Here is a 16645-nt window from a genome sequence, read left to right on the forward strand (position 1 = left end):
TTATGCGCCAACTGCTCCGATACCTACAAATTGCCTTTTTATTAATAGCACCTGTTGTGTTGTTGATATTGCCCGCCAATTTTTTTGATAAGGGCGAAAGTATTTGTTTGTCTAAGGTATTATTTGATATAGAATGTTATGCTTGTGGGCTTACAAGAGCCGTACAGCACGCCATTCACGGCGACTTTGCAGGCGCATATCAATACAATAAATTGGTGGTGGTGGTTTTGCCGCTACTATTTTTGTGGTGGGCAAAAAATTTGGCGGAATTGCTGGGTTTTAATTATCAAAAATATTTCAACCCGCGCAAGTCAGCGATGTAAATGATTTTTCTGTTATAAAAAAAGCGGCAACTTTTTATTGAGTTGCCGCTTTTTTTTATAGCCGAATTGTTTAAAAATCTCTTATCATTCAAAAGCCTTGTTGATGATGGCTTCCTGCTCTTTTTGATGCAGCTTTTTAAATCCGGTAGCCGTAGATGCACTGCGTTTGCGCGTAATTGCACGCAAAGCAGCCTCGCGGTAGGTATTCCGCAAATACCACCACGCTCCCATATTTTCGGGTTCTTCTTGTACCCATACTACTTCGGCATTTTTATATTTTTTCACTATTTCGTTCAGTTGCTTTGCAGGCAGCGGATACAACTGCTCCAAGCGCACCAAAGCTATATCGTTGCGTTTGTTTTGCTCTTTGTAGTCCAACAATTCATAATACAATTTTCCGCTACACAGCAAAATGCGTTTTACTTTCGCTGCCGCCACTGTTTGTGTATCGTCTATTACTTCTTTGAAATGCCCTGTTGTAAATGCCGCTACCGGCGACACACAACGCGGGTGGCGCAAGAGGGATTTTGGCGACATCACCACCAAAGGCTTGCGGAACGGAAATGCCAACTGGCGGCGCAAAATGTGGAAGAAATTTGCCGGCTCGGTGATATTGGCAACAATGATGTTTTCTTCGGCGGTTGCTTGTAAATAACGCTCCAAACGCGCCGATGAGTGTTCGGGTCCTTGCCCTTCGTAGCCGTGTGGCAACAGCATCACCAAGCCGCTCATACGCTGCCATTTGCTTTCGCCCGAAGCAATAAACTGGTCAAAAATGGTCTGTGCGCCGTTGGCAAAATCGCCAAATTGTGCCTCCCACAATACCAACTGGTCGGGCGAAGCCATAGAATAGCCGTATTCAAAGGCAAGTACGGCAAATTCCGACAGCAGCGAGTTGTAAATCAAAAACCTGCCTTGCGTGTCGCTGATACGGCTGAGGCGGTTGTATTCAGCATTGGTGTTTTCGTCCCAAATGACGGCGTGGCGATGGCTGAAAGTGCCTCTTTTTACATCTTGACCACTCATGCGCACATTATTACCTTCCTTCAAAATAGAAGCATACGCCAATAATTCGGCACTTGCCCAATCGGCTTTGCCCGCTTCGAGGAGCATTTTTTTATTATCTTCGAGCATTTTGCTCACCTTGCGCATCGGCGTAAAATTTTCCGGCAAAGCATCTAAAGCATTTACCAATTGTTGCAAAGTTTCATCGCTGATGGCGGTGGGATAGGTTTGTTCAAAACTCGCCGGTGTGGATTTGTTCAGGCTGCGCCACGCCTGCTCCGGTTCCTGATATTTGTAGGGCAATGTATTTTGACGTATATCATCTAAGCGGTCTTGGAGTTGTTTCCAAAAATCCTCATTCAGTGCTTTTGCCATCGTTGCTTCCAAATCGCCCTGTTCGGTGAGTTTTTTCACATAGAGGTCGCGCACGTTGGCGTGCTTGTTGATGAAGTTATACATCTGCGGCTGCGTAAATTTGGGGTCATCGCCTTCGTTGTGTCCGTGTTTGCGATAGCACACCATATCTATATACACATCGCCGCCGAAGCGTTGGCGGTATTCGGCTGCCATTTCGGATACATACACTACGGCTTCGGCATCGTCACCGTTTACATGCAATACGGGAGCTTCTACAATAGCGGCAATGGCAGTGCAGTAGTCGCTGCTGCGGGCATCGTCGAAGTCGGTGGTAAAGCCAATTTGGTTATTGATAACGAAATGTATTGTACCGCCGGTGAGGTAGCCTCTGAGGTTTGCCATTTGTGCTATTTCATAAATAACGCCCTGACCGGCAACGGCAGCATCGCCGTGAATGATAATGGGCATTATTTTTTTAAAATCGGACTGATAGACTACATCGGCTTTGGCGCGTGTGAAGCCGAGCAATACGGGATCAACGGCTTCGAGGTGCGAAGGGTTGGGGGCTAATTTGAGGTGTATTTTTTTGCCCGAAGGGGTTTCTACCAAAGAAGAATAGCCCAAATGGTATTTCACATCGCCATCGCCCATGGTTTGGTCGCTGGGCATACGACCTTCAAATTCGCTAAAAATATAGTCGTAGGTTTTGCCCATAATGTTGGACAATACATTGAGCCGCCCGCGATGTGCCATAGCAATGGTACATTCTTCTGCACCTTGGTCGGCAGCCGTATTAATAATGGCATCTAAGGCAGGAATGGTGCTTTCGCCGCCTTCGAGCGAGAAACGTTTTTCGCCCAAAAACTTTTTACCCAAAAACTCCTCCAATACGGTGGCTTCGTTGAGTTTTTTTAAGATGCGCTTTTTCTTATCAATAGAGAAACCGAAATTATCGGGGCGCATTTCTATTTTTTCGCGTATCCAGTGGCGGCGTTGCGGGTCGCGGATATAATGATACTCCACACCAATAGAGCCGCCGTAGGCTTTTTGTAAAAAAGCGATAATACGGCTCAGGGTGGTTTTGCCCAATCCCAAAATATTGCCCACATAAAATTCCTGATCCAACAAATTTTCCGTCAAGCCATAGTCGCTGAGTTCCAAATAGGCGCGGCGGTCTTTGCGCTGGCGAATGGGGTTGGTTTTGGAAATCAAGTGGGCATTTTTGCGATAGCTGTAAATGAGAGAATACACTTTGATTTCGTTGGGAATATCCAAATCGGCAGTATGGTATATTCCTGTATTTACAGCAGCAGTATTATCTGCTCCATTTTCACCGGCAGTGGCGTTTTGGTATTGAAGGGCAAAATCAAAACCTTCAAAAAATTTGCGCCAACCGATTTCCAATTCGGCAGGATTTTGCTGATAATCGCGATACAACGATTCGATATAAGCCGGATGCGCATTGCTGATAAATTGTTCGGCACTCATAGAGTTGAAAATAATAAAAAGTTGCGGGCGGGTTCTAAAAAAGAAGATTAAAATCGAGGTGCAAATATCGCTCTTTTTCTTCAGACTATTACGATATATTCGTCTAAAATCGCGCCATATTTTTTGTGATCTTTTTTCTTTGTTTTAGTATAAGCATATCCGTTGTTGAAACACCTACACATTTTTATATTTTACCGCTATTTTTATCATACTGCTAAAAGATGTACCGATATTGAGCTTTATATATAAACACAGTGCTTAGTGGTGAATGATGGGCTAAATACATCAGCTCCCACAACTTATACGATTGATTATCATTCAAAAAAGAAATCAAACAACAGATAAAAACATTAATTATTTGTTCTAAACTTTAAAGGTATGAAAAAGAAACAATTTATTGTGAGTTCAATGGTTTTTATGGCGGCGGCGGCTTATTCGGCTGCTCCTTCGGTATTGGGTATTATTGATGTAAATGCTTTGGATAATTACAGCAACCAAAATATTCCGGCTTATATTGCCAAAGACAATACGCCCGCCGCTAATCCGATTACCGATGCGGGTGCTACGCTCGGCAGGGTGCTGTTTTACGACCCGCAATTATCCGTCAATAATACGGTTTCCTGTGGTTCGTGCCACAAACAGGAGTTTGCTTTCAGCGACACGGTATTGGTGAATACGGGCGTAAATGGTGTAACGGCACGCCACCCGATGCGTTTGGTAAATGCCCGTTTTGCCAATGAGGTAAAATTCTTTTGGGACGAGCGCGTCAATAGTTTGGAGCAGCAAACCACCAGCCCTATTCAAGACCACGCCGAAATGGGCTTCAGTGGTGCAAACGGCGACCCGAATTTAGATTCGCTGATCAATAAATTGGAGGACATTGATTATTATCAAGACCTTTTTACACTGGTGTATGGCGACCCGCAAATTACGGAGTTGCGCATGCAGCGGGCAATGGCGCAATTTGTGCGGAGTATTCAGTCTTTTGATTCTAAATATGATGCCGGATTGGCGGCTACGGGTAATATAGGCGCGCCTTTTCCGAATTTTACTGCACAAGAAAACCAAGGTAAGCAATTATTTTTAACACCGCCTCCCAATGGCGGAGCGGGTTGTCAGGCTTGCCACGCTGCCCCTGAATTTGATATTGACCCCAATAGCCTCAACAACAATATCATCGGTGTTGCCAATTATCCCGACTCTATAGATCTGACGGTTACACGTGCGCCTTCGCTGCGTGATTTGGTGAATCCGGCGGGCATCGTAAATGGTAGTTTTATGCACAATGGCAGTTTGCCCACTTTGCAAGCCGTCATCAACCATTATAATACGATTGTGTATAATCCGGCAATCAATACCAACTTAGACCCGCGTTTGATAGGTCCGCCACCGCCTCCCGGTGGTTCGCCCGGCTTGCACCTCAACCTCACCCAAGCACAAAAAGATGCTCTGGCAGCATTTTTATTGACGCTTTCCGGCAGCGATGTATATACAAACCCCAAATGGTCAGATCCTTTTGTAAACGGCGAATTGGTAGTGAGCAATTTTTGCCCTGATAACATTGCTTTCAATTATGAAGACATCGGCAGCGGCGTTTTTGAAGTTGCCAACACCATTTCGGCGCACGGCAGCGTAGATAGCGGCAGCAATAGCACCTTTAGTGCTGCCGATTTTATTGCTTTGCTGCCCAATTTTATCGCTGCTTACGGCAGCCAGTTCATCGCCGAAATAGGGGGCTGCAACAGCAATGCCGCCGCCGCACCGACTTCTCAAAACACAGCCATTGCCGAAAGTGCCAAAAATACCCTTGTTGCCGACACACAAAATATGCCGCAACTGACCCTATTTCCCAATCCTTCGCAGGGTAATTTTGTATTGCAATGTCAAGGTGCTTTGCAGCAAGTTCAAGTTTTTACGATAGAAGGTAAATGGGTGCGCTCTTATCAGAATATTCAACAAACGCAACTCAATATGGAGGGTTTGGAAAAAGGTATGTATATTATAAAAGCAACCGATGTTTTTCAAAACAGCCATACGGTTAAATGCTTGGTGTTGTAATTCCCTTCCTCCATCGCTCTTTTCCAAAGCAGGGACTTCCATTGGTCTGAACCCTGATTTTTGGGATTAGGGGATAGGCAGGATTTTTTTGCTGCCCACCACTTTGACAAAGTTCAAAAATTTGTCAAAGTTGAAAAGAGGTGGGCCGAGTTCAGAACTTCCATTGGTCTGAACCCTGATTTTTAGGATTAGAGGATTGACAGGATTTTTTTGTTTTCATCACTTTGACAAAGTTCAAAAATTTGACAAAGTTGAAAAGAGGTGAGCTAACCGAGTTCAGAACTTCCATTGGTCTGAACCCTGATTTTTAGGATTAAAGGATTAACAGGATTTTTTTATTTTTCACCACTTTGACAAAGTTCAAAAATTTGTCAAAGTTGAAAAGAGGTCAGCTAACCGAGTTCAGAGGTAAGCTAACCGAGTTCAGAGGTCAGTTAGCCGAGTTCAGAGGTAAGCTAACCGAGTTCAGAGGTCACTAACCGAGTTCAGAGGTCAGCCAACCGAGTTTCAGAGGTCAACTAACCGACTTCCGAGCTCAGCTAACCGAGTTCAGAGCTCAGCTAACCGAGTTCAGAGGTGAGCTAACCGAGTTCAGAGGTCAGCTAACCGAGTTCAGAAGTGAGCTAACCGAGTTCAGAGGTAAGCTAACCGAGTTCAGAGGTCAGTTAGCCGAGTTCAGAGGTAAGCTAACCGAGTTCAGAGGTCAGCTAACCGAGTTCAGAGGTCAGAAACCGAGTTCAGAGGTCAGCTAACCGAGTTCAGAGGTCAGCTAACCGAGTTCAGAGGTCAGCTAACCGAGTTCAGGGGTGAGCTAACCGAGTTCAGAGGTCAGTTAGCCGAGTTTAGAGGTGAGCTAACCGAGTTCAGAGGTCAGCTAACCGAGTTCAGAGGTCAGTTAGCCGAGTTCAGAGGTGAGTTCAGAGGTGCAGAGTTCAGAAGAAGCTAACCGAGTTCAGAAGTAAGCTAACCGAGTTCAGAAGTAAGCTAACCGAAGTTCAGAAGTAACCGAGTTCAGAAGTAAGCTAACCGAGTTCAGAAGTAAGCTAACCGAGTTCAGAAGTAAGCTAACCGAGTTCAGAAGTAAGCTAACCGAGTTCAGAAGTAAGCTAACCGAGTTCAGAAGTAAGCTAACCGAGTTCAGAAGTAAGCTAACCGAGTTCAGAAGTAAGCTAACCGAGTTCAGAGGTGAGTTAACCGAGTTCAGAGAGAGCTAACCGAGTTCAGGGGGTGAGCTAACCGAGTTCAGAGGTGAGCTAACCTGTTCAGAGGTGAGCTAACCAGAGTTCAAAGGTGAGCTAACCGAGTTCAGAGTAGAGCTAACCGAGTTCAGAGGTGAGCTAACCGAGTTCAGAGGTGAGCTAACCGAGTTCAGAGGTGAGCTAACCGAGTTCAGAGGTGAGCTAACCGAGTTCAGAGGTGAGCTAACCGAGTTCAGAGGTGAGCTAACCGAGTTCAGAAGTGAGCTAACCGAGTTCAGAAGTGAGCTAACCGAGTTCAGAGGTCAGCTAACCGAGTGCAGAGGTCAGCTAACCGAGTTCAGAGGTCAGCTAACCGAGTTCAGAGGTCAGCTAACCGAGTTCAGAGGTCAGCTAACCGAGTTCAGAGGTGAGCTAACCGAGTTCAGAGGTCAGCTAACCGAGTTCAGAAGTGAGCTAACCGAGTTCAGAGGTGAGCTAACCGAGTTCAGAGGTGAGCTAACCGAGTTCAGAGGTGAGCTAACCGAGTTCAGAGGTAGGGGGGGGTACTTATATAGGTAGGGGGGGTACCTATGGGGGTACCCCCCCCTACCCCTCGCCTACCCCCTCCGACAATAAGTGCGAAATATTCGAGTTATTAATATTTTCCTTATAAATAAGGGATTTTTACACTAAAATATATACTCAAAGTGTTTTGCACCCCAAAAAACACCCGATTTTATCTGATTTTGGTATTAGGAGTGCCATATAAGCCGATACAGCGGCTTATAAGTCTTTTAAAGACTGTTGTACTATACCCAAAAACTTCTTAAATTCTATATATTGTGGTGCATCACGCACCAACTCCAACCATAAGGCTTCGGCTTTTGTAAAATAAAGGCGTGCCTCGTTTTTGTCTTTCAAATTATCTCTATTAAAAGTACCTAATTTATAATATGAAATCGCCAAACCGTCTTTGAAATCTACATGATTGGGATAGCTTTTATAGAGTTCTTCAAATAACTTAGTTTCATCTTCAAAGAAATTCAAAGCCTTTTCTAAATTCCCCAAGGACGTATGCGTATTGCCGAGTTTTTCGTAAGAAATCGCCAAACCGTTTTTGAAAGAGACATAATTGGGGTAGCTTTTATAGAATTCTTCAAATAACTTAGTTTCATCTTCAAAGAAATTCAAAGCCTTTTCTAAATTCCCCAAGGACGTATGCGTATTGCCGAGTCTTGAGTAAGAAACCGCCAAACCGTTTTTGAAAGAGACATTATTGGGGTAGCTTTTATAGAGTTCTTCAATTAAGGTTGTGAATTTTTCAAAGAAATTCAAAGCCTTTTCTAAATTCCCCAAGGACGTATGCGTATCGCCGAGTTTGGAGTAAGAAATCGCCAAACCGTTTTTGAAAGAGACATGATTGGGGTAGCTTTTATAGAGTTCTTCGCCTAATTGATTGCGTTTTTCAAAGAAATTCAAAGCCTTGTCTAAATTGCCCAAAGACATATACGTATCGCCGAGTTTAGAGTAAGAGATCGCCAAACCGTTTTTGAAATCTACATGATTCGGGTCGCTTTTATAGAGTTCTTCGCTTAATTGTTGTGAATTTTTCAAAGAAATTCAAAGCCTTTTCTAAATTGCCCAAGGACGTATGCGTTTCGCCGAGTTTTTCGTAAGAAACCGCCAAACCGTTTTTGAAAGAGACATTATTGGGATAGCTTTTATAGAGTTCTTCGCCTAATTGATTGTATTTTTCAAAGAAACTCAAAGCTCGATCTAAATTGCCCAAGGACGTATGCGTTTCGCCGAGTTTGGAGTAAGAAACCGCCAAACCGTTTTTGAAAGAGACATTATTGGGGTAGTTTTTATAGAGTTCTTCAAATAACTTGTTTTCATCTTCAAAGAAATTCAAAGCTTTTTCTAAATTCCCAAAGGACGTATGCGTATCGCCGAGTTTGGAGTAAGAAATCGCCAAACCCTTTTTGAAAGAGACATTATTGGGGTAGCTTTATAGAGTTCTTCAAATAACTTGTTTTCATCTTCAAAGAAATTCAAAGCCCTGTCTAAATTGCCCAATGCAATATACGTTAAGCCAAGTCTTTCGTAAGAAACCGCCAAACCGTTTTTGAAATCTACATAATTGGGGTCGCTTTTATAGAATTCTTCAAATAACTTGTTTTCATCTTCAAAGAAATTCAAAGCCTTTTCTAAATTGCCCAATGCCATATATGTATCTCCGAGTTTAGAGTAAGAAACCGCCAAACCTCTTTTGAAATTGGGATTGTTTGTTTCAGTGCCTAAAAGTTGTTTTGATAATTGCTCGCATTTTAAATAGAAAAACAGGGCTTTATCTAAGTTTCCTATTTCCGTATGGTAATTGCCAATGTTTTGGCACAGTACAGGTTCTTCAAACACCTTTACCACCGTTTCGGCATAGTGTGCAAACAGGGTAGCATATTTATAATTTCCCTCGTGTAAGGTATCGTACTCTAATTTTGCAATCAAAGCATCTATCAGCGTATTGCAGTCTGCCCGCAGGAATGTGTTTTTTTTGCGGGTTATTTCTTGTACAAGGGGGTGGCATTTGTATTCCTTATTTGCTTCGTAGTATTCCAACCAGCCGCGTGTGCTGAGGAGATAGGCGGTTGCTCTCAGTTCGGGCATATCGGGCAGCAGATGGGCTTCGAGGGTCGCCAAAGGAATGGTCTCGGAGGGCAAAACCGCAAAAACAGAGAGCAATTGGCGTTCTATTTCGGATAAGGGTTGTATGTCGTACATCGCCGCAATAATATCTTTGGGGTTTTCTTTTCGGTATTGCTGGTAATCCACTTCAACACTCACCGTTTTTGGCAAATCCAAAACCCCTTTATGCTGCAAGTCGGCGAGTAAATCCGATAGCGTATAATCGCCCTTTTTGCGATTGAACAAATAAAGGTTTTTTGCCAGTATCTCCACCACCAAAGTATTTCCTTCCACAGCCTCGTAAATGCCGTAAAAAAGGGGTAATTCCTCTGCCGTCAGAGGCGGCTGATAGTATTCTTCAAAGAGTTCGAGTGCCTTGTCTTTGGGCAAGCCCTTGATAGGATAAAAGGCAGCCCGCCTAAATTCCCGAATACGGCTGGTCAGTAATATATGAAAATTAGAGCATTGGCGCAAGCGTTGGTAGTTATGTTCCAAATCTTCCAAATCGTTGGCATTATCAATCACCAAAAGGCAGGGTTTATCCAACTTCGCCATAGCGTGCAGCAGTTTATCGAGTCGTTCGGCTTCTTTTTCTTGGGGTTCAAAAACCAAACCCAAGGGCTGCGTCAGGTTTGCCAACAAAGCATTGGCGATGCTGTATTCGCTCCCTACCCAAGCGGTGTATCGGTAGTCGTTTTGGCAGGTGGTGTAGTATTGGGCGGCAACAGAGGTTTTTCCCACGCCGCCGTGCCCGTTTACTAACAGGAGCATATTATTACCCTCCGAAAAAAGTTTTTCTTTGATAGTTTTTAAATCATCTTCGCGCCCCAAAAATATTTCGGAACGGAACGGAGGCTTTGTGAGGGCGGGGGGGATATTTTTATCGCCGGAATAATGATAATGGGTATTGTTATCCCCAATCGTCACATTCCCCCCAGCGGAAATAGTAGAATTTGCTACTATATTTTTGGAGTCTTTTATGTCAGTAGCCGAATGAACTTCTTTTGTTTTTTCAATATTATAAATTTTTTCAGCGTTTTGTTCCCTTACTTTTACAGTTTGTTCTTCTTTCCCTTTTTTCCAGCGTTTATACCCCAAATCACAAACACAGACGTAAGAAAAGCTATCAAAGGCTCAAAAGGGAATTTGGAGGGGTCTTTATAATACTCATACCCCAACCAAAAAGCACAAAGCAGGGCAAGGATAGCAGTGGTGGTATAGTCCCAACGTGTCGGCTTTTCACTCATATTTTATAAAAAAATTAGCGTTATCAATTTTATAAACCTTATCCGCATTTCGGATAATAGTAAAAAGAAAAAAATACCGATATTTTCATCAATACAGCAAATATACTTAATAGCAATTAATTATTGCGTATTTATTATGTTGATACAAAAGTTCGCCCCCCGAAATCTTGTGCAATATTTTTTATACTGCAACTCACAATATCTCATCAAAAAAAACAACCTGTATAGCACCGAAACAAAAAAAGTCCGCAACTCAAATTTGGGTTGCGGACTTTTTATTTAAAAAAAAAATGAATTGTATCAATAATCAGTGTTTATTACACGCTGGCTTTGATGCGCTCGGCACTGCTGCTGAGTGAGTGGTTTTCGTCGGTACTCAGGGCTTCGCCTTTGGAAAGGTCATATACGATAGGGGCTGCCACAAAGATAGACGAAAGCGTACCCAACACAATACCCACCATCAAAGCAAAAGAGAAACCTTTGAGGGTATCGCCGCCAAAGAGGAACAAAATAAATACCACCATAAACGTTACCAAAGATGTAATAATGGTACGGCTCAATGTGGTATTGATGGCATCGTTCATCAACTGCATTTTGTCGCGTTTAGGGTATTTTTTCACATATTCGCGAATACGGTCAAATACGATAACGGTATCATTCACCGAATAACCCAAAATGGTGAGGATAGCGGCGATAAATGTTTGGTCTATTTCCATAGAAAACGGCATAATACCGGGCAACAGCGAGAATAAAGACAAAATCACCAAGGCATCGTGCACCATACATAGCACCGCAGCCAAACCAAATTGCCATTTGCGGAAGCGCAGGAAAATATATAAAAATATGCCGATAGCAGCTAAAATAGAAGCTACCCACGCCGATTGGCTGATGTCGTCAGCAATGGTAGGTCCTACTTTTTGCGAGCTTAATTTGTATTTGCTGTGGAAATCACCAAAAGTAGGGGCGTGAGCATATAACCCTTTTACGCCTTCGTAGAGTTTTTGTTCTACTTCGGTGTCTGTCTCGGGATTGTCGGAAGCGATTTTGTAGTCGGTTGTAATTTTAAACTGGTTGTTGCTACCGTAAGTACGCACCAAAGGAGCTTTTTCAAATTGTGCCTGCAATGCACCTGCCACCTGATCAGTATCCATTGCTTTATCAAATTGTACCACAAAGGTTCTGCCACCGCGCAAATCTACGCCCAAATCAAAGCCGCGAACGACCATTGAAATAGCACCCACAACAATTAAAGCAATAGAAATAGTATAAGCCAATTTGCGGTTTTGCAAAAATTTATAGTTGCGCGATTTCGGCTCGCTCCAAGGGAAAGAAAATTTGAGATTCCAGTTTTTATTTACCGCCCATTCGTTGATATAACGCGCCAACAAAACGGCTGTGAATAAAGAAGAGAAAATACCGATGGTTAAGATGGTAGCAAAACCTTTGATAGGACCCAAACCAAATATCAACATCACAACGGCAGAGATAAGCGTGGTGAGGTTGGAGTCAATAATCGGAGCATAAGATTTGGTGTAACCGTCAATGACGGCTTTGCGGAGCGGTATTCCCTGAGCGAGTTCTTCGCGGATACGCTCAAATATCAATACGTTGGCATCTACCGCCATACCGATAGTGAGTACGATACCCGCCATACCGGGCAAAGTGAGGGTAGCTCCGAGCGAAGCCAATACACCCACGATAATAAACAAGTTCAGCAACAAAGCTACATTGGCTACCCAACCCGAATTGTTGTAGTATGCCAACATAAACACCATAATCGCCAAGAAAGCAGCCATCAACGACCACAAACCTGCGCTGATGGATTTTTCGCCCAAAGAAGGACCCACCACGGCTTCTTCCACAATACGCGCCGGAGCAGGCAATTTACCCACTTTCAAGATATTGGCTAAGTCTTCAGCTTCTTTCAAATCAAAACCGCCCGAAATCTGAGAATTACCGCCGGCAATTTCCTGATTAACGGTAGGAGCAGAATAAATCTGGTCGTCCAGAGCTATGGCAATGAATTTGCCTACATTTTCGCCGGTCATTTTTTTCCAGATATTAGCACCTTCGGGGTTCATCTGCATATTCACCACTACATCGTTGTTGATGTCGAAGTCGTGGCGAGAATCTACGATATATCCGCCGTCCAAACGCGGTTGAAACTCCACCGAAGGGCTTTTAATGGCGTATATAGGATAGATGCTGGAACTTGGGTTGCCATCTTCATTGGTCACTACTTGTGGTTTGTTGCCGTATAAAAATTTGAGATTTTTAGGAAATATATTTTTAACATCAACATCAGACAAATATTTATTTAAAGCGGCAGTATCTTTTTGTACCACAAAACCAATAACGGGACCCACCTGATTAGAGGGCTGAAAAACGGCATAGAAAGGATTTTCTTTGCGCAGTTGTTCTCTTGACTTAGTAGAGTCGGGTTGAGCCGTGGCTGCACTGTCGTCGTTCATTACCAAAGAAGTGCTATCGCCGACGGCAGCACTGCTGTCGGCAGCCGCAGTAGCTGTATTGGTGCTGTCGGTAGCGGCAGCCGTACTTTTGCTATCGGCAGGGGATTTCTTTTTCAATACATCGTTGGCATCATTGAGCCATTTCATCATATCGTTGCTCTGCTCGTAGGTTTCCCAAAACTCCAATTTAGCAGTAGCTTGGAGGAGTTTGCGCACGCGCTCGGGGTCATCAACACCGGGCAACTCCACCACAATACGTCCGGTGGCGGGCTGGAGGTTTACGTTGGGCTGTGCCACACCAAAGCGGTCAATACGCGCTTTGATTACTTCGTATGTGCGCTGAACGGCTTGGTCAGATTCGCCGCGAATTACTTCCAACACCTGCGCATCGGTGGCATTGAAAGGAATACGGCTCTGATATTGCGATGATGCCGAAAAAATAGGGGCTAAACCATTGCCACCCGGTACTAATTTGGCATATTCCTGCCCAAAAAGCGTCACATAATCTTCCTGCGCATCAGTTTGGCGAGTTTTGGCATTTTGCAAAGCTGCCAAAAAATTGGGGTCTTTGCTGTTATTCGCCATCGATTTAATCAAATCGTCCAAAGAAGCCTGCAACACTACGTTCATACCGCCCTGCAATTCCAATCCCAAATTGAGTTGTTGTTCTTTTACTTGCTTATAGGTAAAATCAGTAAATCCTAAATTGATAACTTTCAGGTTTTGAATAGAGTCGATATAAGCGCGGCGCGCATTTTTGTAAGCCGCCGATTCTTTATCCGAATCAAAAGTGACGGCATAGCTATCTGCTTTTTTATCCCAACGGTTGGCAAAAAATGTAAACGACAGTTGATACAAACAGATTAAGAGCAATAAAATAGTAAATGCTCTGATAAGTCCTTTTCCCTGCATTATAGCTTAGTATTAATAAAATGTGATAGAATATATTTTATTTTAATAAAGGTAAAAATCGTGCAAATATAGCAATGTTTTACAGATATAGCATAAAACAACTATGCTATTTTAATTTTTGTATGCTAAATATCGCTTTTTATTAGCTGTAAAAAGATGAACTGAAATATGACAATGCAGGTGTTGATATTTTTTTGTGCGGCTGCACCTATTTCAATATACATTACATTCACATTTGCGATACTTTTGGGCTGTTTTTGGCACTCCTGTTGAGTTATGCCTGAGATGTTTTTTCTTTTAATGCGAAAAATTTTACAATTCATCATCATTTCGTCTTTATTTACAGCATTTTTTATTTATAACATACTGATTTTTAATTACTTGTTTTATGTCAAATCCCTCATATAAAATTTATGCAGACGATGCTTATATCGTGCTGCAAGAAAATCCCGCTTTTATTGATTCTTCAGACGAGCCAGCCGAAGCCCTGAGCGATTTTTTGTTACAGGCGATTATTTTGCTCGAAAACAAACAACTTTCGCAGGTATGTGTAGGCGGCAAAAATTTAGCCAAACTTTTTGAAGTGTTTAAAAACCACTATCGGGTGGTGGAGGCGGCGGGCGGCATTGTGCGCAACGAACATCAGGAAATACTACTCATACAGCGCAATGGCAAGTGGGATTTGCCGAAAGGAAAAGTGGAAAAAGGCGAAGATTGGGCGACTGCCGCCCGCCGCGAAGTAGAAGAGGAAACGGGTTTGCGGGGTTTGACTCAAGTGGAAACATTTCAGGTATATGAGGCGCAAGTGCCCACACTGCACACCTACACCCTGCACGGACAACGCATTCTCAAGCCCACTTATTGGTTTGCGATGCAATGCAGCACCGCCGATAATGAGCATTTGACACCACAAACAGAAGAGGGGATTACCGCAGTGCGCTGGGTAGCAACAAAAGATTTAATGCCTTATATACAAAGCACTTACGCATCTATACGAGATATAAAGAAAAAAATATAGTATTTTTTTTCTTTATAATAAATATTGTTATATATTTGCAGAAGTGTGATACCTATAATAATAAGCAAGCAAGCATTTTTTACGTCATCTTCAAAACTCCTCTTTTTATGAAACGCTTAAAGACAGGTTAGTTTCCTCCTCCCTTTTGTGAAATGTCCTTTGGCAAAAACAATATTCATCATGTTGTTTTTGGGTGGGATTTTTTTATGTCGGCTTCATCTCTTTTGAAGCACGATGTGGGTTTTTCTATTTTTTTTTAACTATTTACAATATCTTAAACAATGAAAAAAATATTTCTTCTTTTTGTAGCGGTATTTACCTTACCCGCTTTATTACAGGCACAAGGCTACGGTGTGTATGTAAATGATGTTTATCAATACAGTATTTACGTAGATAATGATTACGACACAGGCACCAGTTACGGTGCCTATATCAGTAATAGTAAAAATAATACCTCAACCAACTACGGAATATATGCCACTGCGAGCAATACCGGTACAGGTAGCAGCTACGCCGCTTATTTCAACGGCATCACCCGCTTAGATGGCGGTGCTGATGTAAATGCAGCCAGCGGCGGCAATGTAGTAATTGGTGCCTTTACTTCTACCAATATAGGGATAGATGAAAATGAAATACAAGCCCGCAACGACAGCGTGGCTTCTACACTGCACCTCAACTGGAATGGAGGAAATGTGCAAATAGGAGATGGGAATGTGAGTATAGGGCAAATAGCCGCACTGCGGGATTTACATATCAAACAAAAAATTTCGAACGTTTGCATACGCACAGAGCACGAGTCAACTACAGATTACTGGGAAACGGGTATCGGAACTTCTACAAAAAATTACAAATTTTACTATAATGCTACTACAAAGGCGGATATTGCAAGTACTGATGGTGCTTATACTCAATTATCAGACCGCCGCCTGAAAACAGATATTGAACCTTTAGGCAGCGTTTTAGATAAAATAATGTTGCTTCAACCGACCACTTATTATTATAACGATTCTAAAGCTATTGCCCAACACAAATCTGTAGGATTTATTGCACAGGAAGTAGAAGAAGTATTTCCGGCAAGTGTACGAGATGTTGATAATGGATTTAAAGGAGTAGTATATGACCATTTTGCGGTGTATAGTATTGCTGCCATTCAAGAATTAAACGGCAAATTAGAAAGCAAAGAGCGGGAAAACGGGGATTTGAAAAAAGAGCTTAACAGTGTGAAAGACGAAATGGCAGAATTGCATGTTAAAAACGAGGATTTAAAAGACGAAATGGTAGAATTGCGTGCGATGGTGCAAAAAATGAACGCTGCTATGCAAAACTGCTGCCTCAGCGACAAAACCGAAACAGGCTCTTTGATAAATGACGGCAACAGCAACAATTACAGCAATGCCGCACGTTTAGAGCAAAATGCACCCAATCCTTTTTATGCCAAAACTATCATTCAGCACTATGTACCCGAAGAAGCCAACAGCGCACAACTCCAAATTACTGCCCTCGACGGCAAAGTGATGAAAAGCATTAACTTGGGAAAAGGTTTCTCCACCACCACCATCAATGGCAGCGAACTCGCAGCAGGTACTTATATTTACGCCCTCATCATTGACGGAAAAAATACCGCCGCCAAAGAAATGATTTTGACCAAATAATAGCTCTTTATACTTGCTTTTTTCGATTAATCAAAAAACGCACTGCCATAAACTACGGCAGTGCGTTTTTTTTTAAAAGAATCAAAATAAAATTTTTATATATCAATAATTATTTTATCTTTGTAATTGTGACTTATACTAAGTAAGCAACCTCCTGTTTCATCTTCAAAATTCTTTTTTTATGAAACGCTTAAAGACAGGTTAGTTTTCTCCTCACTTTTGTGAAATATCCCCTTGGGCAAAAACAATATTCA

General features: G+C 42.6%; 10 protein-coding genes. 4 read left to right on the forward strand and 6 right to left on the reverse strand.

All coding sequences use genetic code 11. The features are described from left to right. Positions 1-2 precede the first annotated feature (2 nt). Entirely contained in the window at positions 3-323 is a 321-nt protein-coding gene (locus tag IPL35_08720; protein ID MBK8443479.1) for a DUF2752 domain-containing protein, read from the forward strand. A gap of 84 nt (positions 324-407) precedes the next feature. Here the strand turns inward: IPL35_08720 and IPL35_08725 are convergent, their stop codons facing one another. After that, positions 408-3173, reverse strand: a complete 2766-nt coding sequence (locus IPL35_08725) for a 2-oxoglutarate dehydrogenase E1 component (GenBank protein MBK8443480.1) — start codon at positions 3171-3173, stop codon at positions 408-410. Positions 3174-3551: 378 nt separating this feature from the next. On the opposite strand from IPL35_08725, the gene IPL35_08730 reads away from it, so the two are divergent. Beyond that, complete coding sequence (locus IPL35_08730; GenBank protein ID MBK8443481.1) at positions 3552-5231, forward strand: T9SS type A sorting domain-containing protein; 1680 nt, start codon at positions 3552-3554, stop codon at positions 5229-5231. Positions 5232-7192: 1961 nt separating this feature from the next. Here IPL35_08730 and IPL35_08735 read toward each other — a convergent pair. From IPL35_08735 to secDF, 5 genes are all read right to left on the reverse strand, one after another. Continuing rightward, positions 7193-7915 carry a tetratricopeptide repeat protein gene (locus IPL35_08735; GenBank protein MBK8443482.1) on the reverse strand — a complete coding sequence of 241 codons (723 nt, stop codon included), beginning with the start codon at positions 7913-7915 and terminating at the stop codon, positions 7193-7195. Positions 7916-7985: 70 nt separating this feature from the next. Next, entirely contained in the window at positions 7986-8384 is a 399-nt protein-coding gene (locus IPL35_08740) for a tetratricopeptide repeat protein (protein ID MBK8443483.1), read from the reverse strand. Beyond that, a complete protein-coding gene (locus IPL35_08745) occupies positions 8330-10018 on the reverse strand; it encodes a hypothetical protein (protein MBK8443484.1) in 1689 nt (562 codons plus the stop codon). Before IPL35_08745 ends, IPL35_08740 begins: the two co-directional genes overlap by 55 nt. A 125-nt stretch (positions 10019-10143) precedes the next feature. Next, a complete protein-coding gene (locus tag IPL35_08750; GenBank protein MBK8443485.1) occupies positions 10144-10338 on the reverse strand; it encodes a hypothetical protein in 195 nt (64 codons plus the stop codon). 317 nt (positions 10339-10655) lie between these two features. Beyond that, positions 10656-13721, reverse strand: a complete 3066-nt coding sequence (gene secDF / locus IPL35_08755; protein MBK8443486.1) for a protein translocase subunit SecDF — start codon at positions 13719-13721, stop codon at positions 10656-10658. Positions 13722-14109: 388 nt separating this feature from the next. Here secDF and IPL35_08760 point away from each other — a divergent pair, with 388 nt between their 5' ends. Both IPL35_08760 and IPL35_08765 read left to right on the forward strand, forming a co-directional pair. Continuing rightward, positions 14110-14739, forward strand: coding sequence for an NUDIX domain-containing protein (locus IPL35_08760; protein MBK8443487.1), 630 nt, complete (start codon positions 14110-14112; stop codon positions 14737-14739). Between the two features lie 281 nt (positions 14740-15020). After that, the gene (locus IPL35_08765; protein ID MBK8443488.1) at positions 15021-16391 is read left to right on the forward strand and encodes a tail fiber domain-containing protein; all 1371 of its coding nucleotides are present in this window, start codon (positions 15021-15023) and stop codon (positions 16389-16391) included. Positions 16392-16645: the final 254 nt, after the last annotated feature.

This window comes from Sphingobacteriales bacterium (assembly GCA_016711285.1).
Lineage (GTDB): Bacteria > Bacteroidota > Bacteroidia > Chitinophagales > UBA2359 > JADJTG01.

Coding starts and splice junctions, on each gene's coding strand:
- IPL35_08720 (MBK8443479.1), top strand. CDS start 3: ATGCGCCAACTGCTCCGATACCTACAAATTGCCTTTTTATTAATAGCA.
- IPL35_08725 (MBK8443480.1), bottom strand. CDS start 3,173: ATGAGTGCCGAACAATTTATCAGCAATGCGCATCCGGCTTATATCGAA.
- IPL35_08730 (MBK8443481.1), top strand. CDS start 3,552: ATGAAAAAGAAACAATTTATTGTGAGTTCAATGGTTTTTATGGCGGCG.
- IPL35_08735 (MBK8443482.1), bottom strand. CDS start 7,915: ATGTCTTTGGGCAATTTAGACAAGGCTTTGAATTTCTTTGAAAAACGC.
- IPL35_08750 (MBK8443485.1), bottom strand. CDS start 10,338: ATGAGTGAAAAGCCGACACGTTGGGACTATACCACCACTGCTATCCTT.
- secDF (MBK8443486.1), bottom strand. CDS start 13,721: ATGCAGGGAAAAGGACTTATCAGAGCATTTACTATTTTATTGCTCTTA.
- IPL35_08760 (MBK8443487.1), top strand. CDS start 14,110: ATGTCAAATCCCTCATATAAAATTTATGCAGACGATGCTTATATCGTG.
- IPL35_08765 (MBK8443488.1), top strand. CDS start 15,021: ATGAAAAAAATATTTCTTCTTTTTGTAGCGGTATTTACCTTACCCGCT.